Genomic DNA, 20,576 nt, shown 5'->3' with positions numbered 1-20,576 from the left:
CGCCCATGACCCTGTTCTTCGCGCTGTGCTTCGTCGGCGTGGCGATCGCCGGGTTCAGTGCCTTCGTGATCTTCTGGCCGCTGACGCTGGTGCATATCCGCGACCGCCACCCTGCCCTGGCCGACCGCTTCGGCAGTGGTGCCTTCCTGCGCCCGGACGCGCTGCGCTGGCTGCTCGGCCGCGATTACCGCGACACCCCCGACCGTTCGCTCTCGGGGCTGGCCACGCCGGCCTGGCTGTCGCTGCTCACCCTGCTGGCCGGACTGGGCATGGCCGCCCTGCTCTGGCTGCTTTCGATGGTACTGACATGACTGACATCACCGCCCACCACGACCAGTGGTTCCTCGCCAGCCTGGGCAACACCCTGATCTGGGCACGCCTGCGGGTCCGCCCGGGCGGCACCGCCGAAGTACTCGACAGCGACGGCAATACCCTCAGCTACGACAGCGAGGACACTGCCCGGTCGCAGCTGTTCGACGCCGAGTTCGTGGCGTTTGATGGCCTGGACGAGGAAGACGCGCTGATCCGCGGCTTCAGCCTGCACGAAGTCAGCCCGCCCCAGGCCGACAGCGACGACGCGCTGCGCGGCCACATGGTGGTCAGCCTCGGCGCGCGCGCCTGAGCCGACCATGTTCATCCCAGCCGACTTCGTTGAGACCGACCTGGCCTGGCTGGACCGCCTGCTGGAACGCGATGCATTCGTTACCGTGGTCACCACCGGCAGCGACGGCCTGCCGCAGGTGACCCTGCTGCCGGTGGTGTACCGGCGCGACGGCGATGACATCCTGATCGAAGGCCACTGGGCCCGGCCCAACCCGCAGGCCGGCCACGCCGGACCCGCGCTGGTACTGGTGCACGGCCCGCACGGCTACGTGTCGCCGGGCTGGTATCCGGACAAGGACGCAATGGCCCGCGTACCGACCTGGAACTACGCGGCCGCCGAACTGCGCGGCACGCTGGAACCGGTGACCGATCCGGACGCCCTGATCGACATGCTGGACCGGCTCAGCGCCAGGTACGAAGCGCAGGTCGGCGGCGACTGGGACCTGCTGCCGATCGAGCCGCGCCAGCGGCGCATGCTGGCCGGCATCATCGGCTTCCGCTTCCGCGCCCGGCAGGTGCAGATCAAGCTCAAACTGAGCCAGAACCATCCCCAGGCCAACCAGCACGGCGTGATCGACGCGCTGTCGGCCCTCGATTCCCCTCCTTCGCATGAGCTGGCGCAGTGGATGCGCTGGAAACTTGAGGTACCGCACTGATGAAAGACATCCACAAGCTGCTGCAGAACAACCGCGACTGGGCCGACCGGATCGAGAAGGAAGACCCCGAGTTCTTCCACCAGCTGGCCAAGCAGCAGCACCCGGAATACCTGTGGATCGGCTGTTCCGACTCGCGCGTGCCAGCCAATCAGATCATCGGCATGGCCCCGGGTGAGGTGTTCGTCCACCGCAACGTGGCCAACGTGGTGGTGCACACCGACCTGAACTGCCTGAGCGTGATCCAGTACGCGGTGGACCAGCTGAAGGTGAAGCACATCCTGATCGTGGGCCATTACGGCTGCGGCGGCGTGCATGCCAGCCTCAACAACACCCGCGTGGGCCTGGCCGACAACTGGCTGCGCCATGTGGGCGACGTGGCGCAGAAGCACGCTGCCATCATGGATGCGATCGAAGAGCCGGAACTGAAACACGCGCGGCTGTGCGAACTCAACGTGATCGAGCAGGTGGTCAATGCCTGCCGCTCGACCATCGTGCAGGACGCCTGGGCGCGCGGCCAGAAGCTGATGGTGCACGGCTGGGTATACAGTCTGAAGGACGGCCGGGTGCGCGAGATGGGCATCGACGTGGGCAGTCCCGAGGAACTGCAGCCGGCCTACGAAAAGGCCCTCTCCTACGTTCCGCGCCACGGCCGGCGCGACTGACCCTTCCTGCAGGAACCCACCGCCATGCTTGCGCCCCCGATCAACCTGCTGGGCTGGATCGAAGAGAACCGCCACCTGCTCAAGCCGCCGGTGGGCAACAAGATGATCGAGAACGGCGACTTCATCATCATGGTGGTGGGCGGGCCGAACAGCCGCACCGACTTCCACTACGACGATGGCCCGGAGTGGTTCTACCAGCTGGAAGGCGAGATGCTGCTGAAGGTGCAGGAAGACGGCGCGGTGCGGGACATCCCGATCCGCGCCGGCGAGATCTTCCTGCTGCCGGGCAAGGTGCCGCATTCGCCACGCCGCCCGCCCGGCGGCATCGGCCTGGTGGTCGAGCGCAAGCGGCTGGCGCACGAGCGCGACGGCGTGATGTGGTTCTGCGAGCGCTGCAACCACAAGCTGTACGAGGTGTTTTTCACCCTCGAGAACATCGAGACCGACCTGCCGAAGGTGTTTGCCGAATACCAGGCATCCCTGGACCTGCGCACGTGCGACGCGTGCGGGCATGTGGATCCGTTGCCGGCGACCTGATTTGGACCGAAACCGGCTATCTGGCGCCATGCCACGCCGTTTTCGGCCCCTATGTCGGATTCATCCCATAGGTCAAACAGATAGATAAACTGTGCTTTCACAGACAACATCTATCGTCCAATGTCCGAGCTCCTCAGCCGCACCCATGCCACCGCCCTGGACGCCGCCGACCCGCTGCGCGCGCTGCGTGCTGAATTCGTCTTTCCCCAGCACAACCACCGCGACCAGACCTACTTCGTGGGTAATTCGCTGGGCCTGCAGCCGCGCGGGGCCAAGGCGGCGGTGCAGGAGGTCATGGACAAATGGGGCGCGCTCGCCGTGGAAGGCCACTTCACCGGCGAGACTCAGTGGCTGGGCTACCACCGCCTGGTCAATCGGCAGCTGGCCCAGGTAGTGGGCGCCCTGCCCAGCGAAGTGGTCGCCATGAACACGCTGAGCGTGAACCTGCACCTGATGATGGTCAGCTTCTACCGGCCCAGCGCCGAACGCCCGGTGATCCTGATGGAAGCCGGCGCCTTCCCGACCGACCGCCACGCGGTGGAATCGCAGCTCCGCTTCCACGGCTTCGACCCGGCCACCGACCTGGTCGAAGTCCAGCCGGATGAGCCCAACGGCACCATCTCGCTGCAGGCCATCGAACGCGCCATCACCGAACACGGCCCGCGCCTGGCGCTGGTGCTGTGGCCCGGGGTCCAGTACCGCAGCGGCCAGGTATTCGACCTGGATGCGATCACCCGCATGGCCCGCCTGCAGGGCGCCCGGGTCGGCTTCGACCTGGCCCACTCGGTCGGCAACGTGCCGCTGCAGCTGCACGACATCGCGCCGGACTTCGCCGTGTGGTGCCATTACAAGTACCTCAACAGCGGCCCCGGTGCCGTGGCCGGCTGCTTCGTGCACGAACGCCACCACCGCGACACCAGCCTGCCGCGCTTCGCCGGCTGGTGGGGGCATGAGGAAGCCACCCGCTTCAAGATGGCCCCGCAGTTCGTGCCGGCGGTGGGCGCCGAAGGCTGGCAGCTGAGCAACCCGCCGGTGCTGGGCCTGGCCCCGCTGCGGGCCGCGCTTGACGTGATCGACAAGGCCGGCGGCATCCAGGCCCTTCGCGACAAGTCGCTGCAGCTCACCGGCCTGCTTGATGCGCTGGTCCGCGCCCGCCTGCCCGGCGTGCTTGAAGTACTTACCCCCAGCGAGCCGGAACGCCGTGGCTGCCAGCTGTCGCTGCGGGTGGTGGCCGGCCGTGAACGCGGCCGCAACCTGTTCGAGTACCTGCAGACCGTGGGCGTGCTGGGCGACTGGCGCGAACCCGATGTGATCCGCATCTCGCCCACCCCGTTGTACAACCGCTACCTTGACCTGCACCACTTCGTCGAGGAAGTGGAATCCTGGGCCGGCCTGTAAGCCGCCCTCCCCCACCCCTGCGCGGAACCGCCTTGATCGCTACCCCCCATCGCTCCCTGAGCATCATCGGCGCAGGCCTGGCCGGCTCCCTGCTGGCCATCCTGCTGTCCCGCCAGGGCTGGCGGATCACCCTGTACGAACGCCGCGGCGATCCGCGCATCGCCGATTACGAGTCCGGCCGCTCGATCAACCTGGCCCTGGCCGAACGCGGCCGCAACGCGCTGCGCCAGGCCGGGGTCGAAGACGCGGTGATGGCCAAGGCGGTGATGATGCGCGGCCGCATGGTGCACCCGCGCGAGGGCGCGCCGCAGCTGCAGCGCTATGGCCGCGACGACAGCGAAGTGATCTGGTCCATCCACCGCAAGGACCTCAACACCACCCTGCTGCAGCTGGCCGAAGATGCGGGGGCGCAGGTGCACTTCCACCGCCGCCTGCACACCGTGGATTTCGATGCCGGCTACGCACGCTTCATTGATGACCGCAACGACCATCCACACGACATCCGCTTCGATACGCTGATCGGCGCCGACGGCGCCGGTTCGGCGCTGCGCGCGGCCATGAACCGCAAGCACCCGCTGGACGAGCGCATCGAGTTCCTCGACCACTCCTACAAGGAGCTGGAAATCCCGCCCACCGACGACGGCGGCTTCCGGATCGAGGCCAATGCGCTGCACATCTGGCCCCGCGGCAACTACATGTGCATCGCGCTGCCCAATGACGAAGGCACCTTCACCGTCACCCTGTTCCTGCCCAACGAAGGCAACCCCAGCTTCGCCACCACCAACAGCGGCGCCGAAGCCGAGGCGTTGTTCGCGCGCGATTTCCCCGATGCGCTGGCCCTGATTCCGAACCTGCGCCGCGATTGGGAAGAACACCCGCCCGGCCTGCTCGGCACCCTGCACCTGCGCCAGTGGCACCTGCAGGGCCGTGCGGTGCTGCTCGGCGATGCCGCCCACGCCATGGTGCCGTTCCACGGCCAGGGCATGAACTGCGCGTTCGAGGACTGCGTGGCGCTGGCCCGCCACCTGCTGGAACAGGATTCGCTGGCCCAGGCCTTCGCCGCCTTCGAGGCCGAGCGCAAGCCCAACGCCGAAGCGATCCAGCAGATGGCGCTGGAAAACTACCTGGAAATGCGCGACCGCGTGGCCGACCCGGCCTTCCTGCTGCAGCGCGAGCTGGAGCAGCAGCTGCAGGCGCGCTGGCCCACCCGCTTCGTGCCGCACTACACCATGGTGACGTTCCTGCACACGCCGTACGCGGTGGCGCTGGAACGCACCGAGCTGCAGCGGCGCATCCTGGAAACGGCCACCGCCGGCCACGACAGCCTGGAGCACATCGACTGGGCCGCGCTGGAACGCGTGGTGCACCAACAGCTGTCCGTGCTGGAGGGCGCGCACTGATGGCCGACAGCTTCCTGTTCTACGACCTGGAAACCTTCGGCCAGGACCCGCGCCGCACCCGCGTGGCGCAGTTCGCCGCGATCCGCACCGACGCCGACCTGAACATGATCGACGCGCCAGTGAGCTTCTACGTGAAGCCGGCCGACGACCTGCTGCCCTCGCCGATTGCCACGCTGATCACCGGCATCACCCCGCAGCATGCGCTGGCCGAAGGGGTCAGCGAAGCCGAGGCGTTTTCGCGGATCAACGACCTGATGGCGCGCCCGGGCACCTGCACGCTGGGCTACAACACGCTGCGCTTCGACGACGAGTTCGTGCGCCACGGCCTGTTCCGCAATTTCTTCGATCCCTACGAACGCGAGTGGCGCAACGGCAACTCACGGTGGGACCTGCTGGACATGCTGCGGCTGGTGCACGCGCTGCGCCCGGACGGCATCGCCTGGCCGCAGCGCGAGGATGGCGCGACCTCGTTCAAGCTTGAGCACCTGGCGCTGGCCAACGACGTGCGCCAGGGCGACGCGCACGAGGCACTGTCCGACGTGCACGCCACCATCGGCATGGCGCGTCTCTTCAAGCAGGCCCAACCCCGGCTGTGGGATTACGCCCTGAAGCTGCGCGACAAGCGCTTCGTCGGCAGCCTGCTTGACGTGGACGCGATGCAGCCGGTGCTGCACATCTCCATGCGCTACCCGGCCCAGCGCATGTGCGCCGCGCCGGTGATGCCGATCGCGCGCCACCCGTACATCAACAACCGGGTCATCGCGCTGGACCTGGAAGGCGACATCGATGGCTTGCTGGCCCTGCCGGCCGAAACGCTGGCCGCGCGCCTGTACACGCGCGCCGCCGACCTGGCCGAAGGCGAACAGCGCGTACCGCTCAAGGAAGTGCACTTGAACAAGGTGCCGGCGCTGGTGGCCTGGAACCACCTGCGACCGGCCGACCATGCCCGGCTGGGCATCGACGTGGCCACGGTGGACGCCAATGCCGCGCGCGTGCGCGAGGCCGGCCCGGCGCTGGTCGAGAAGGTACGGCAGGTGTACGGCGGCGAGCGCGTGGCCACGGTCAGCGATGTGGATGCCTCGCTGTACGACGGCTTCCTGGCCGACGGCGACAAGGCGCTGATGTCCCGCCTGCGCACCAGCCCGCCCGCCGAGCTGGCCGGTTTCGCCGAGCGGCTGAAAGACCCGCGCATGCCGGAGCTGCTGTTCCGCTACCGCGCGCGCAACCACCCGCAGACGCTTGATGCCGGCGAACGCGGGCGCTGGAACGACTACCGGCGGCAGCGCCTGCTCGGCGATGCCGGGCTGGGCGAGCAGACCCTGCCCGACTTCCGCGCGCAGCTGGACACACTGGCGCTGGAGCATGCCGCCGACCCGGCCAAACTTGCCCTGTTGCAGCACCTGCGCGACTGGGGCACCGATCTGGAGCAGAGCCTGTGAGCACCTATTTCACTCCCGCCAGCTTCACCTTCCTGCGCGGGCTGGCGCGCAACAACGACAAGACCTGGTTCAACGCGCACAAGCCGAAGTACGAGGAGCACGTGCGCCAGCCGTTCCTGCAGCTGATCAGCGACCTGCAGCCGGACCTGGCGGCGGTAAGCGGGCACTTCCGCGCCGACCCGCGCGGCGTGGGCGGCTCGCTGTTCCGCATCTACCGTGATGCGCGCTTCTCCAACGACAAGTCGCCGTACAAGACCTGGCAGGGCGCGCGGCTGTTCCATGAGCGGCGCAAGCAGGTACCGGCGCCGTCGTTCTACATCCACCTGCAACCGGGCGGGTGCTTTGTTGGCGCTGGCCTGTGGCATCCCGAGCCGGCCACCCAGCGCAAGGTGCGCCATTTCATCGTGGACAACCCCGGCGCGTGGAAGGCGGCGGCGCATGCGCCGGCGCTGCGGAAGAAGTTCGATTTCGAGGAAAGCGAGAAGCTGGTGCGGGCACCGCGCGGGTTCGAGCCGGATTTCGAATTCATCGACGACCTGAAGCATCGCAACTGGGTGTTCTGGCGCTCGCTGGATGATGCGACCATGACCGGGCCGAAGCTGCGGCAGACGCTGGCGAAGGATCTGGTGGCGTTGGGGCCGTTTGTTGATTATCTGTGCGCGGCGCTGGATCTGGAGTTTTGAGCACTCTACCCCGCCTTGACGTGGGCTTCGGCAAGCTGGCGGCATGAAAAAACTGCTTCTGCTGCTGGGGCTTGTCGTGGTGCTGCTGGCAGGCTGGCTGGTCAGCGGGCCGTATCTGACCCTGCGCGGGCTGGCCGGGGCGATCGAGCAGCGCGATACCTCCCAGCTGGACCGCTACGTGGACTTCCCGATGCTGCGCGCCAACCTGCGCGCGCAGCTGGATGATTACGTGGTGCGACGGGCCGGGCCGGACGTGCAGTCCAACCTGGTCGGCGCGCTGCTGCTGACCGCCGGGCAGAAGCTGAGCGGCACGGCAGTGGATGCGATGGTCACGCCGACCGGGATCGGCGCGCTGATGGAGGGCCATACGCTGTGGAAGCGGGCCAGCAATGACCTGGAGAGCAATGACGCCTACGCGGCGCCACGTGCGGCGCGGCCGCTGGAGGGCGCTACGCACCGGTTCGAGTCCACGTCACGATTCACCGCCACCACCCATACGGCGCAGGGCGCGCCGGTAGTGTTCGTGCTGCAGCGGCAGGGGTTGCGCTGGAAATTGGTCAATATCGAGCTGCCGCTCGATTAGTCGGTGTCACGACCAACGGTCGTGACCTACCCATGTATCCGCCCGACCGGTAGGTCACGACCGTTGGTCGTGACCGCCGTCAATCGTTGGCCACGCCGTGGGGTACATGGCCGGCGGCGACGCTGAGGTGCTGGCGCGCGCTGTCGATGTTGTGCTGCGAATCGTCGAAGAAGATGTCTGCGCCGAACGCTTCCAGGAACGGGCCCTTGTGGCGGCCGCCCAGGAACAGCGCTTCGTCCAGGCGCACGCCCCATTCGCGCAACGTACGGATCACCCGCTCATGGGCCGGGGCCGAGCGCGCGGTGACCAGCGCGGTCCGGATCGGCGCATCCTCGCCCGACGGGAACACCGCCTGCAGGGTGTGCAGCGCCGACAGGAAGTTGCGGAACGGACCGCCACTGAGCGGCTCGCGGGCGTTTTCGCGCTCGTGCCGGCCAAACGCTTCCACGCCCTGCTCGCGCGAGATGCGCTCGCTTTCATCGCCGAAGATCACCGCGTCACCATCGAAGGCGATGCGCAGCTGGCCCAGCGGCTGGCTCATGTCGACCGGCTCGGCCGCCGCCAGGGTCTCGCCGTGCGGCTTGGGCAGGATCGTGGCCGCGGCGATGCCATGCCGCAGCGCACGCCGCACCGATTCCGGGTTGGCCGACAGGAACAGATCGGTCCCGAACGGCTTCACGTACGGCCAGGTCGGCTCGCCGGCGGTGAAGGTGGCGCGGATGATGCCCAGGTCGTAATGCTGGATGGAATTGAAGATGCGGAGACCGGTATCGGCGGAATTGCGCGACAGCAGGATGACCTCCACCCGCGGCGATTCCGGCGACTGGCCCTGGTTGAGCGCCAGCAGCTTGCGCACCACCGGGAAGGCCACGCCGGGGCGCAGCACATCGTCCTCGTGCTTGCGCTGGTACTCGGCATAGGCGTCCACGCCTTCGGCCTCGAACAGCGCGTGACCCTCTTCCAGGTCGAACAGCGCGCGCGAGGTCACGGCAACGGTCAGCAAACGGGGGGTGTTGTCGCCCATGGCGGTCAAAAATCCTTCAAAACATGAACTGTTCGCTGAGGATCCGGTCTTCCAGGTTGTGTTCCGGATCGAACAGCAGGGTCACCCGGCGCTCGCGCGACTCGCGGATGGTCACTTCGACCACGTCGCGGGTCTCGTGCGAATCGGCGGTCACGCTGACCGGGCGCTTGTAGGGGTCGAGTACGCGGAAGCGCACCTCGGTATCGGCCTTCAGGATCGCGCCACGCCAGCGCCGCGGCCGGTACGGCGCCAGCGGGGTCAGTGCGATGGTGTGCGAGCCCAGCGGCAGGATCGGGCCGTGTGCGGAGTAATTGTAGGCGGTGCTGCCGGCCGGGGTCGCCACCAGCACCCCATCGCCGATCAGCTCGGCCACCCGCTCCTGGCCGTTGAGGTCGACCCCGATGTGCGCGGCCTGGCGGGTCTGGCGCAGCAGCGACACGTCGTTATAGGCCAGCGAGCCGGTGGTGGTGCCCGATTCGGTCAGCGCCAGCATTTCCAGCGGGCGCAGGTTGGCCGGCTCGGCACGGGCGATGCGCGCCTGGATGTCGTCCTCGGCCCTGTACTGGTTCATCAGGAAGCCCACGGTGCCCAGCTTCATGCCAAACACCGGCAGGCCAAGATGCCCATGCCGGTGCAGGGTCTGCAGCATGAAACCGTCGCCGCCCAGGGGACACAGCACCTCGGCAGCGTCCGGCGCGTGGTCGCCATAGCGTGCCACCGCGGCCGCGCGGGCCGACTGGGCCGCCTCGGTGTTGCTGGCAAGAAACGCGATGCGGGGGGTGTCGCTCATGGAGATTCCCGGTGGGGCATGGCCGAGAGCATACCCGGGCGAGCGCCGTTCGTGCGTACGCGGGTGTGAACCGCACGAACGCGTCCAGCGACCGCATCGACCAACGGTCGATACCTACCGGTCGATACCTACCGGTAGATCACGACCGTTGGTCGTGATTCAACAAAAAGGCCCCGCCAATGGCGGGGCCTTTTTCTTTCACGCATCAGCGCAGGTTACGCGCCGTGCGCTGCCAGCTGGCCCAGGCGCTGTACCGCCACCGAGACCGTCGGGTAGTCGAGCGTCTTCTGCTCGGCCAGCTCCTGCAGCATCGACAGGGTGAAGCGCAGACTGCTGTCGTCACGGCCGATCCAGGCCGCGACCTTGGCTTCGGCACTGCCACCCTTCATCGACAGCACCTGGGCGGCCAGGTTGCGGTGGTGGGCGGCCAGCTCGTCGCGCAGCACGCCACGGGCCACGGCATGCCAGCGGCCATTGACCTCCAGCGCGTCGATCTGCTCGAACAGCCACGGCAGCTGCAGCGCGTCGCCCAGGCGGAAGTGGACCTTGGACACGTCCACCGGCTTGAGCTTGCGGGTACGCGCCAGTTCGATGATGTCGAACGCCGGTTCCAGGAACTGCAGCTCGGACAGCTGCTGTGCCAGTGCCGGCGGCAGGCCCTTCTCCTTCCACTCCTGCACGCTGGCTTCGTACGCCGGGCGCTGTGCGTCCGGCAGCACGCCCGAGGCGACACGGATGTCGTTGAACGGGGCCTGGTAGCGGTTCACCGCCTCGGTGATGCCCGGCATCGCGCCGGGGCGGAACAGCAGCCAGCGCACGAACGAACGCTGCAGCTTCCAGATCACTTCCAGCGCATCGATCTGCACCGACTCCGGCAGGGTACCGTCGAGCGCATCGATCTGCGCCCACAGGGCACGTGCATCCAGCGTTTCGCGGCTGATGGTGTAGGCCTTGGCGACCTCGGCGATGGTGCGGCCGGTGTCTTCCTGCATGCGCATCAGGAACGTGGCGCCCATGCGGTTGATGGTCTGGTTGGTCACGGCCGTGGCGATGATCTCGCGCTTCAGGCGGTGACGCTCCATCGCATCGGCATACTTCTTCTGCAGCGGCGTCGGGAAGTAACGCAGCAGTTCCTTGGACAGGTACGGGTCTTCCGGGATGTCCGATTCCAGCAGCTGCTGGAACGCCACCAGCTTGGAGTACGACAGCAGCACCGACAGCTCCGGACGGGTCAGGCCCTGGCCACGCGCCTTGCGTGCCGAGAGCTCGGCATCGGTCGGCAGGAACTCGATCTGGCGATCCAGCAGGCCCTGCTTTTCCAGCGTGCGGATGAAGTGCTGCTTGGAACCCAGGCGCTTGACCGCCATCCGCTCCATCAGGCTCAGGGCCTGGTTCTGGCGGTAGTTGTCGTTGAGCACCAGGTCGGCCACTTCGTCGGTCATCGACGCCAGCAGTTTGTTGCGTGCGTCCACGGTCAGCTTCTTGGCCCGCACCACATCGTTGAGCAGGATCTTGATGTTGACTTCGTGGTCGGAGGTATCCACGCCGGCCGAGTTGTCGATGAAGTCGGTGTTGAGCAGCACGCCAGCCTGGGCAGCTTCGATGCGGCCCAGCTGGGTCATGCCCAGGTTGCCGCCCTCGCCCACCACCTTGCAGCGCAGCTCACCACCGTTGACGCGCAGCGCGTTGTTGGCGCGGTCGCCGACGTCGCTGTGCTGCTCGGTCGCGGCCTTGACGTAGGTGCCGATGCCGCCGTTCCACAGCAGGTCCACCGGCGCCTTCAGGATGGCGCTCATCAGGTCGTTCGGGGACAGCGCCTTGACGTTGTCGTCCAGGCCCAGCGCTTCACGCACCTGCGGGGTGATCTCGATCGACTTCAGGGTGCGCGGGTACACGCCGCCGCCCTTGCTGATGAGCTTGGTGTCGTAGTCCGCCCAGCTCGACCGCGGCACGGTGAACATGCGCTCACGTTCGATGAACGAGGTGGCCGCATCCGGATTCGGGTCCAGGAAGATGTGGCGGTGGTCGAACGCGGCGACCAGGCGGATGTGGCGCGACAGCAGCATGCCGTTGCCGAACACGTCGCCGGACATGTCGCCGACACCCACGGTGGTGAAGTCCTGCGTCTGGCTGTCACGGCCCAGTGCACGGAAGTGGCGCTTGACCGACTCCCACGCGCCACGCGCGGTGATGCCCATGCCTTTGTGGTCGTAACCGACCGAACCACCGGAAGCGAACGCATCGCCCATCCAGAAGCCGTGGTCGATGGCAAGCCCGTTGGCGATATCGGAGAAGGTCGCCGTGCCCTTGTCCGCGGCCACCACCAGGTACGGGTCGTCCATGTCGTGGCGGACCACGTCCACCGGCGGCACGATCTTGTTGTTGACGATGTTGTCGGTGATGTCCAGCAGGCCCTGGATGAACAGCTTGTAGCAGGCCACGCCGTTGGCGAACACCGCATCGCGGTCACCGCTGGCCGGCGGGGTCTTGGCGAAGAAGCCCCCCTTGGCGCCGACCGGCACGATCACCGTGTTCTTGACCATCTGCGCCTTGACCAGGCCCAGCACTTCGGTGCGGAAGTCTTCGCGACGGTCCGACCAGCGCAGGCCGCCACGGGCAACCGCGCCGAAGCGCAGGTGGGTACCTTCCACGCGCGGGCCGTACACGAAGATTTCGCGGTACGGACGCGGCTTGGGCAGGTCCGGCACCAGCGCCGAATCGAACTTGAAGCTGATCACGTGGCCCGGGCGGCCCTGTGCATCGGTCTGGTAGTAGCTGGTGCGCAGGGTGGCGTCGATCACGCCCATGAAGCTGCGCAGGATGCGGTCTTCGTCGAGGCTGGACACGCGGTCCATCAGCTTGACCAGCGCGTCGCGCGCCGCGTCCATCTGCGCCTTGCGGTCGCCCTTGCGGGCATCGACCACGGTCTTGATGACCTTCAGGGTGGCTTCGTCGCCACCGGCCAGCACGGTCAGGTGCGCGCGCAGGTCGGCCTGGCCATCGGCGATGGCGACCTTGTCCTCATGCCCGGTGGCCGGGTCGAAGCGGGCTTCGAACAGCTCCACCAGCAGGCGGGCCAGCAGCGGGTAACGGGTGAAGGTGGCTTCGACGTAGGCCTGCGAGAACGGCACGCCGGTCTGCAGCAGGTACTTGCAGTAACCGCGCAGCATCGCAACCTGGCGCCAATGCAGGCCAGCGGCCAGCACCAGGCGGTTGAAGCCGTCGTTCTCGGCATCGCCGTGCCAGACGCGGGCAAAGGTTTCACCGAAGGCGGCATCGGCGGCAGCAGCGTCGATCGCGCCGGCCAGCGATTCCACTTCGAAGTCCTGCACGTACACCGGCGCGTTGTCCACGCTCAGGCGGTACGGGCGCTCGGCGATCACGCGCAGGCCCATGTTTTCCATCATCGGCAGCGCGTCCGACAGCGGAATGTCATCCAGCTGGCGGTACAGCTTCAGGCGCAGGCCATCGCCTTCTTCGCGGTGCACGGCCTGCAGGCTCAGGCGCAGGTCGTCCGGACCGGTCAGCGCGTCGAGCTGGCTGACGTCGTTGGCCGCGATCTCGGTGCTGGAGTCTTCGATGTAACCGGCCGGCAGTGCCTTGCCGATGCGGGCGGCAATGCGCAGGCCTTCGCTTTCACCATGGCGGGCCACCAGCGCTTCGCGCAGGTCGTCCTGCCAGTTGCGCAGCACCTGGGCCAGCTTCTGTTCCAGTGCGCTGGTATCCACTTCCAGGGTCTGGCCAGCCTTCGGGCGTACGATCAGGTGCACCTGGGCCAGCGGCGATTCGCCCAGCACCACCGAGCTGTCCACGTATTCGCCCTGCAGCGCGTCCTTGAGCATCGCCTCGATGCGCAGGCGCACGTCGGTGTTGAAACGCTCGCGCGGCAGGTACACCAGCGCGGAGATGAAACGGCTGTACTTGTCACGGCGCAGGAACAGGCGGCTGCGCACGCGCTCCTGCAGGCCCAGCACGCCGATGGCGGTGCGGTACAGCTCTTCCTCGCTGGACTGGAACAGCTCTTCGCGCGGCAGGGTTTCCAGGATGTGGCGCAGTGCCTTGCCGCTGTGGCTGGCCGGGGCCAGGCCGGACTTGCTCATCACGTATTCGTGGCGCTGGCGCACCAGCGGGATCTCCCACGGGCGGCGGTTGTAGGCGCTGGAGGTGAACAGGCCCAGGAAGCGCTGCTCGCCGATGATCCTGCCCTTGGCGTCGAATTCCAGCACGCCGATGTAATCCATGTAGCCGGCGCGGTGCACGCGCGAACGCGCATTGGTCTTGGTCAGGATCAGCGCGTCCTTCAACCCGGTGGTGGCGTTGAGGCCCTGTGCGGCCAGGGTCTTGACCGGGCGTGCAGCGGACTTGTCCTTGCCGCGCATCAGGCCCAGGCCGGTGTCGTTCAACGGCGCCAGCACGTCTTCCTTGCCCTGCTTCTCCACGCGGTATTCGCGATAGCCGAAGAAGGTGAAGTGGTTTTCGGCGGCCCAGCGCAGGAATGCCTGGGCTTCGGCGCGCGAGGCGTCGTCGACCGGCAGCTGGCGCGTGCCGAGGTCGTCGGCCAGGGCCAGCGCCTTGCTGCGCATGGCTTCCCAGTCGCCGACGATGGCGCGCACTTCATCCAGCGACTTGACGATGGCCTGTTCGACATCGGCCATGGCGTCGGCCGGCTGGCGGTCGATTTCCAGCAGCATCACCGATTCGGCGGTGCCTTCGCCCACGGTCGACAGCTTGCCGGCCTTGTCGCGGGTGAAACGGATCACCGGGTGGCCCAGCACGTGCACGCCCACGCCATGTTCGGCCAGGGTCATGGTCACGGTGTCGACCAGGAACGGCATGTCGTCGTTGACGATCTGCAGCACGGTGTGGGCAGAATCCCAGCCGTTGGCCTTCAGGGTCGGGTTGAACACGCGTACGTTGGCCTTGCCGGCCTTGCGCACGCGGGCGAATTCGAGGGTGTCGCCGGCCAGTGCGGCCCATTCTTCCGCGGTGTGGTGCGGGAACTCGTCCGCTTCCATGCGCTTGTAGAAGTCTGCGGCGAACGCCACTGCCTCGGCCTGCCCGGCCGCCGGGTAACGCTTGCGCAAGGCCGTGTACACCGGTTCCAGCGAGAAGCCCACTGGTGAAACAGTCTGCGTATCGGCTGGTTTGGTCGTTTTTTTCACGGTCTTGGCTGCTGTTTTTTGCGGTTTCATGGCAGAGCGGTGCGTGTTGCCCAGTTGGAAAGATGAAATTGTAGCCCTACCGCATGAAAAGGCCTTGCTGCAGGACGGAATAAGGTTTTTCAGTTGGGTGGCGTTTACATCGCATGCCAGTACCGAACACAACGCTTCTCCAATTCTGAACTGGACGGTATAGTCCACCGCGTGAACTCCCCCTCTCCTGCCGCCGCCTCGCTGGACGCGCGCGATCATCGCGTGTTCGATGCCGTGCGCGATCTGATGGCCACCCAGGGCATGCAGCTGAGCATGGAGTCGGTGGCCCAGCAGGCCGGATGTTCCAAGCAGACCCTCTACAGCCGCTACGGCAGCAAGCAGGAACTGCTGCGCCGGGTGCTGCAGCGGCACCTGTGCCGGGCCACGGCCGGGCTGCGGGCACTGGAAGGCGATGACCTGCGCGGCTGCCTGCTGCAGTTCGCCTTCGACTACCTGGACCACTTCAACGAGCCGCATGTGGTCCAGACCCGCCGGTTGATCGCCGGAGAGGCGGCCCGTTTTCCCGATGAGGCACGTTCCCTGTATCGGGATGGGGCGGAGGCATTGACGTTTCACCTTGCTGAATGGATCCAACATCGCATTCACGAGGGTCTTCTGCGCCATGACGACCCGCACTTCATGGCCGAACTGCTATTGAGCATGATCGCGGGACAGGATTTCGAGAAGCAGCGCTTTCACACCCCCCACCGTGCCGACGCGTCACAGCGGCGCCGGTGGGCCGAATTTTCCGTGGACAGTTTCCTGCGCGCGTTCGCTGCGCCCGAGGCGATCCGCTTACCGCATTCAAACCAACACCGGAGTTTCTCCTGATGATCGCCCCACTCCGCACCCTCGCCCTGACGTGCGCTGTCGCCGTTGCGTTGACCGCCTGCAAGAAGCCGGAACAACAGACGCCCCCGCCGCCGGAAGTGGGCGTGATCGAAGCCAAGGCCGATACGCTGCCACTGCAGCGTGAGCTGGTGGGCCGCCTGTCGCCGTACCGCAGCGCCGACGTGCGCGCCCGCGTGCCGGGCGTGCTGCTCAAGCGCGTCTACCAGGAAGGCCAGGACGTCAAACAGGGCCAGGTGCTGTTCCTGATCGACCCGGCGCCGCTGCAGGCCGCATTGAATGCATCGCAGGCTGAGCTCGCGTCGGCCCAGGCCACCTATGCCAACGCCAAGGCCGCCGCCGCGCGCGCCCGCTCGCTGGCCCCCAACCAGTTCGTCTCCAAATCCGACCTGGACGCCGCCGAAGCCACCGAGCGCACCGCCGCCGCTGCCGTGCAGCAGGCGCAGGCCTCGCTGGCCAACGCGAAGATCAACCTCGGCTATGCCCAGGTCACCTCGCCCATCGCCGGCCGCGCCGGCAAGCAGCAGGTCACCGAAGGCGCGCTGGTCGGCCAGGGCGACATCACCCTGCTGACCACCGTGGACCAGCTGGACCCGCTGTTCGTCAACTTCTCGATGAGCTCCGACGAGCTGACCCAGCTGCGCCGTGCGCAGGCCGCCGGCGCGGTGTCGCTGAGCGGCGATGGCAAGTCGACCGTGCAGGTGAAGCTGTCCGACGGCACGATGTACGACCAGCCGGGCACGCTGGATTACTCCTCGGCCGTGGTCGACCCGTCCACCGGCGCGGTGACCCTGCGCGCGGTCCTGCCCAACCCGCAGCAGATCCTGCTGCCGGGCGCCTTCGTCAGCTTCCAGGCCGTACTGGGTGAGCGCAAAAATGCGTTCCTCGTCCCGCTGCAGGCCCTGCAGCGCGACACCACCGGCGGCTTCGTGATGGTGGTCGGCAAGGACGGCAAGGTGGTGCGCAAGAACGTGGTCACCGAAGGCCAGCAGGGCAGCAACTGGCTGGTCACCAGCGGCATCGAACCGGGCGACCGGGTGATCGTGGCTGGCGTGCAGAAGGTCAAGGAGGGCTCGCCGGCCTCGGCCAAGCCGTGGACCCCGACCGCCGCCAACGGACCTGGCGCAGCGCCTGCCGGTGCTGCACCGGCAGCGGGTGCCGCACCGGCTGCGGGCGCCGCCCCTGCCGCCGGCACCGCGCCGGCCGATGCCGCCGCTGATCCGGCCACCAAGCCCTCCGATGGCGCTCCGGCTGCCGAACCGACCAAGCAATAACGGGACCTTCCGTCATGCCTAAATTTTTCATTGAACACCCGGTATTCGCCTGGGTGGTCGCGATCCTGATCTCGCTTGCGGGCGTGATCTCGATCCTGGGTCTGGGCGTGGAGTCCTACCCGAGCATCGCACCGCCCCAGGTGACGGTGAGCGCCACCTACCCCGGCGCCAGCGCCGACACCACCGAAAAGTCGGTCACCCAGGTGATCGAGCAGCAGCTGACCGGTATCGATCACCTGCTGTACTTCAGCTCCTCGTCGGCCTCCAACGGCCGCGCGACCATCACCCTGACCTTCGAAACCGGTACCGACGCGGACATCGCCCAGGTGCAGGTGCAGAACAAGGTGTCGCTGGCCACGCCGCGCCTGCCCACCGAAGTGACCCAGCAGGGCGTGGTGGTGGCCAAGGCCAACGCCGGCTTCCTGATGGTGGTGGCGCTGCAGTCGGACAGCGAAGCGATCACCCGCGATGCGCTCAACGACATCGTGGGTTCGCGCGTGCTCGACCAGATCTCGCGCATTCCCGGCGTGGGCAGCACCCAGCAGTTCGGTTCCGAGTACGCCATGAACATCTGGCTCAACCCGGAGCGCATGCAGGGCTACAACCTCTCGGCCACCCAGGTACTGGCGGCGATCAAGGCCCAGAACGTGCAGTTCGCAGCCGGTTCGCTGGGCGCCGATCCGTCGCCGGCAGGCCACTACTTCACCGCCACGGTGTCGGCGGAGGGCCGCTTCAGCTCGCCTGACCAGTTCGAGAACATCATCCTGCGGGCCAACGCAGACGGTTCGCGCGTGCTGCTCAAGGACGTGGCGCGCATCGCCTTCGGTGCCAACAACTACGGCTTCGATACCCAGTACAACGGCAAGCCGACCGGTGCCTTCGCGATCCAGCTGCTGCCGGGCGCCAACGCCCTGAACGTGGCCAACGCGGTCACCGCGAAGATGGATGAACTGGAATCCACCTTCCCGACCGGGGTCACCTGGTTCTCGCCGTACGACAGCACCACGTTCGTGAAGATCTCGATCGAGGAAGTGGTCAAGACCCTGATCGAAGCGATCGTGCTGGTCTTCCTGGTGATGCTGATCTTCCTGCAGAACTTCCGCGCCACCCTGATCCCCACGCTGGTCATCCCGGTCGCCCTGCTGGGCACCTTCCTGGGCATGAGCATCATCGGCTTCACCATCAACCAGCTGACCCTGTTTGCGATGGTGCTGGCGATCGGCATCGTGGTCGATGACGCCATCGTGGTCATCGAGAACGTCGAACGCATCATGACCGAGGAGAAGCTGCCGCCGAAGGCCGCCACCCAGAAGGCCATGACCCAGATCACCGGCGCGGTGGTTGCCATCACCGTGGTGCTGGCGGCGGTGTTCATTCCGTCGGCGCTGCAGGGCGGTGCCGCCGGTGAGATCTACAAGCAGTTCGCGCTGACCATCGCCATCGCGATGGCGTTCTCGGCGTTCCTGGCGCTGGGCTTCACCCCGGCGCTGTGCGCGACCTTCCTGAAGGCCACGCACGGCGAACCGAACGTGGTCTACCGCACCTTCAACAAGTACTACGACAAGATCAGTGGCACCTACGTGGGCCACATCACCTCGGCGGTGAAGCATGCGCCGCGCTGGATGATCCTGTTCGTGGTGCTTACCGTGCTGTGCGGCTTCCTGTTCACCCGCATGCCGGGCAGCTTCCTGCCGGAAGAAGACCAAGGCTATGCGCTGGCGATCGTGCAGCTGCCGCCAGGCTCGACCAAGGCGCAGACCAATGCGACCTTCGCGCAGATGCGCGGCATCCTGGAAAAGCAGGATGGCTTCGAGGGCATGCTGCAGGTGGCCGGTTTCAGCTTCGTCGGCTCGGGCGAAAACGTGGGCATGGGCTTCATCCGGCTCAAGCCGTGGGCGGACCGTGACATCACGGTGCCCGAGTTCATCCAGAACATGAACGGCGCGTTCTACGGCATCAAGGAGGCGCAGATCTTCGTGGTCAACCTGCCCACGGTGCAGGGCCTGGGCCAGTTCGGCGGCTTCGACATGTGGCTGCAGGACCGCGGCGGTGCCGGCTTCGAACAGCTGACGCAGGCGCGCAACATCCTGCTGGGCAAGGCGGCCGAAGAGAAGGAACTGCTCACCGGCGTGCGCCCGAACGGGCTGGAAAACGCGCCGCAGCTGCAGCTGCACGTGGACCGCGTGCAGGCGCAGACGATGGGCCTGTCGGTGTCGGACGTGTACAGCACCATCCAGCTGATGCTGGCGCCGGTATACGTGAACGACTTCTTCTACCAGGGCCGCATCAAGCGCGTGACCATGCAGGCTGATGGTCCCTTCCGCACCGGTGCCGAGTCGTTGAACAGCTTCTACACCCCCAGCTCGCTGCAGACCAACGCCGACGGTACGCCGGCGATGATTCCGCTGAGCACCGTGGTGAAGTCCGAATGGGTGTCCGCCCCGCCGTCGCTGAGCCGCTACAACGGCTATTCGGCGATCAACATCGTCGGTTCGCAGGCAGCGGGCAAGAGCTCGGGCGAAGCGATGCAGGCGATGGAGCGGATCGTGCAGGACGACCTGCCGGCGGGCTTCGGCTACGACTGGTCGGGCATGTCCTACCAGGAAATCCTGGCGGGCAACGCGGCCACGCTGCTGCTGGTGCTGTCGATCGTGGTGGTGTTCCTGTGCCTGGCGGCGTTGTATGAAAGCTGGTCGATCCCGGTGGCGGTGCTGCTGGTGGTACCGCTGGGCGTGCTGGGTGCGCTGTCGTTCTCGCTCGCCCGTGGCCTGCCCAACGATCTGTACTTCAAGATCGGCCTGATCACGGTGATCGGCCTGGCGGCGAAGAACGCGATCCTGATCGTGGAGTTCGCGGTGGAGCAGCGCGCAGCAGGCAAGAACCTGCGCGAGGCGACCATCGAAGCCTCGCGCCTGCGCTTCCGGCCGATCCTGATGACCTCGTTCGCGTTCATCATGGGCGTGATCCCGATGGCGATCTCCACCGGTGCCGGCGCCAACGCGCGTCACGCCATCGGTACGGGCGTGATCGGCGGCATGGTGTTCGCCACCTTCCTGGGCCTGCTGATGATCCCGGTGTTCTTCGTGGTGGTCCGCCGCATGCTGGGCGACAAGCTGGACGAACCGTCCAAGGAGTTCCTGGAACGCCAGGGCGAAGCCACCGCGGCGCATCGTCCGGATCGTTGATCTGGCGATAGGTGACCACCGTTGGTGGTCACCCTGAAACGCAGAAGGCCCCGGAGCGATCCGGGGCCTTTTTTTTCTGCAATTGCGCGCTTTCCGTGTCGCCAAGCGCTGCCCGGCTGCTGATGCATTTGTGCGAACAGCGCGTGGCTGAGACGATCTCTAGCTAGGCGGGTCGGTGCCACGGGAAAAGCCGTTGACGTAATTCCTACGCGCCACTGGCTTACAAACGCCTTGCGTCGTCGCGTGTGACACCAGATTCGGCATTTGCTACGCGTCGCGCAACGTTATGACTTCATCGGGC

Annotated in this window: 16 protein-coding genes; 13 read left to right on the top strand and 3 right to left on the bottom strand. The window is 66.8% G+C overall.

All coding sequences use genetic code 11. The features are described from left to right. The first annotated feature begins 5 nt into the window (after positions 1-5). The 10 genes from ACQG3P_RS11060 to ACQG3P_RS11015 all read left to right on the top strand — a co-directional run bounded on the left by ACQG3P_RS11060 (position 6) and on the right by ACQG3P_RS11015 (position 7,961). Entirely contained in the window at positions 6-311 is a 306-nt protein-coding gene (locus ACQG3P_RS11060) for a hypothetical protein (RefSeq protein WP_093532547.1), read from the top strand. Then, complete coding sequence (locus ACQG3P_RS11055; protein WP_068852887.1) at positions 308-622, top strand: hypothetical protein; 315 nt, start codon at positions 308-310, stop codon at positions 620-622. Before ACQG3P_RS11060 ends, ACQG3P_RS11055 begins: the two co-directional genes overlap by 4 nt. A 7-nt stretch (positions 623-629) precedes the next feature. Then, positions 630-1,259 (top strand): FMN-binding negative transcriptional regulator, encoded by a 630-nt coding sequence (locus tag ACQG3P_RS11050; RefSeq protein ID WP_426805060.1) that lies wholly within the window; start codon positions 630-632, stop codon positions 1,257-1,259. Then, complete coding sequence (can, locus tag ACQG3P_RS11045; protein WP_068852892.1) at positions 1,259-1,921, top strand: carbonate dehydratase; 663 nt, start codon at positions 1,259-1,261, stop codon at positions 1,919-1,921. The genes ACQG3P_RS11050 and can overlap by 1 nt, the downstream gene beginning before the upstream one ends. Positions 1,922-1,945: 24 nt before the next feature. After that, positions 1,946-2,458 carry a 3-hydroxyanthranilate 3,4-dioxygenase gene (locus ACQG3P_RS11040; protein WP_426805059.1) on the top strand — a complete coding sequence of 171 codons (513 nt, stop codon included), beginning with the start codon at positions 1,946-1,948 and terminating at the stop codon, positions 2,456-2,458. 120 nt (positions 2,459-2,578) lie between these two features. Beyond that, the gene (gene kynU, locus ACQG3P_RS11035; protein ID WP_184127038.1) at positions 2,579-3,856 is read left to right on the top strand and encodes a kynureninase; all 1,278 of its coding nucleotides are present in this window, start codon (positions 2,579-2,581) and stop codon (positions 3,854-3,856) included. A gap of 32 nt (positions 3,857-3,888) precedes the next feature. Beyond that, positions 3,889-5,256, top strand: a complete 1,368-nt coding sequence (locus ACQG3P_RS11030; protein ID WP_426805058.1) for an FAD-dependent oxidoreductase — start codon at positions 3,889-3,891, stop codon at positions 5,254-5,256. Further along, positions 5,256-6,695 carry an exodeoxyribonuclease I gene (gene sbcB, locus ACQG3P_RS11025; protein ID WP_336443190.1) on the top strand — a complete coding sequence of 480 codons (1,440 nt, stop codon included), beginning with the start codon at positions 5,256-5,258 and terminating at the stop codon, positions 6,693-6,695. Before ACQG3P_RS11030 ends, sbcB begins: the two co-directional genes overlap by 1 nt. Next, positions 6,692-7,378, top strand: coding sequence for a DUF2461 domain-containing protein (locus ACQG3P_RS11020; protein ID WP_095362739.1), 687 nt, complete (start codon positions 6,692-6,694; stop codon positions 7,376-7,378). Before sbcB ends, ACQG3P_RS11020 begins: the two co-directional genes overlap by 4 nt. A gap of 43 nt (positions 7,379-7,421) precedes the next feature. Beyond that, positions 7,422-7,961, top strand: coding sequence for a DUF2939 domain-containing protein (locus ACQG3P_RS11015; RefSeq protein ID WP_217537564.1), 540 nt, complete (start codon positions 7,422-7,424; stop codon positions 7,959-7,961). Between the two features lie 79 nt (positions 7,962-8,040). Here the strand turns inward: ACQG3P_RS11015 and ACQG3P_RS11010 are convergent, their stop codons facing one another. The 3 genes from ACQG3P_RS11010 to ACQG3P_RS11000 all read right to left on the bottom strand — a co-directional run bounded on the left by ACQG3P_RS11010 (position 8,041) and on the right by ACQG3P_RS11000 (position 14,967). After that, positions 8,041-8,985: a 5'-nucleotidase gene (locus ACQG3P_RS11010; RefSeq protein ID WP_068852910.1), complete on the bottom strand. Its 945-nt coding sequence runs from the start codon at positions 8,983-8,985 to the stop codon at positions 8,041-8,043. Positions 8,986-9,001: 16 nt separating this feature from the next. Then, complete coding sequence (locus ACQG3P_RS11005) at positions 9,002-9,775, bottom strand: NAD kinase (RefSeq protein ID WP_093532538.1); 774 nt, start codon at positions 9,773-9,775, stop codon at positions 9,002-9,004. Between the two features lie 215 nt (positions 9,776-9,990). Next, on the bottom strand, positions 9,991-14,967 hold the full coding sequence (locus tag ACQG3P_RS11000) for an NAD-glutamate dehydrogenase (protein WP_426805057.1): 4,977 nt from the start codon (positions 14,965-14,967) through the stop codon (positions 9,991-9,993). A 171-nt stretch (positions 14,968-15,138) separates the two neighbouring features. Here ACQG3P_RS11000 and ACQG3P_RS10995 point away from each other — a divergent pair, with 171 nt between their 5' ends. Genes ACQG3P_RS10995 through ACQG3P_RS10985 form a run of 3 tightly spaced genes read left to right on the top strand, consistent with a single transcriptional unit; the run spans position 15,139 to position 20,275 of the window. Next, complete coding sequence (locus tag ACQG3P_RS10995) at positions 15,139-15,798, top strand: TetR/AcrR family transcriptional regulator C-terminal domain-containing protein (protein ID WP_184127090.1); 660 nt, start codon at positions 15,139-15,141, stop codon at positions 15,796-15,798. Then, positions 15,798-17,090: an efflux RND transporter periplasmic adaptor subunit gene (locus ACQG3P_RS10990; protein WP_426805056.1), complete on the top strand. Its 1,293-nt coding sequence runs from the start codon at positions 15,798-15,800 to the stop codon at positions 17,088-17,090. The genes ACQG3P_RS10995 and ACQG3P_RS10990 overlap by 1 nt, the downstream gene beginning before the upstream one ends. Positions 17,091-17,104: 14 nt before the next feature. Further along, entirely contained in the window at positions 17,105-20,275 is a 3,171-nt protein-coding gene (locus tag ACQG3P_RS10985) for a multidrug efflux RND transporter permease subunit (protein WP_426805055.1), read from the top strand. Positions 20,276-20,576 lie beyond the last annotated feature (301 nt).

Source organism: Stenotrophomonas sp. SrG (assembly GCF_050031795.1).
GTDB lineage: Bacteria > Pseudomonadota > Gammaproteobacteria > Xanthomonadales > Xanthomonadaceae > Stenotrophomonas > Stenotrophomonas rhizophila_A.
The sequence above is the reverse complement of the archived record's forward strand: the minus strand, read 5'-3'. Positions and strand labels throughout refer to the sequence as shown.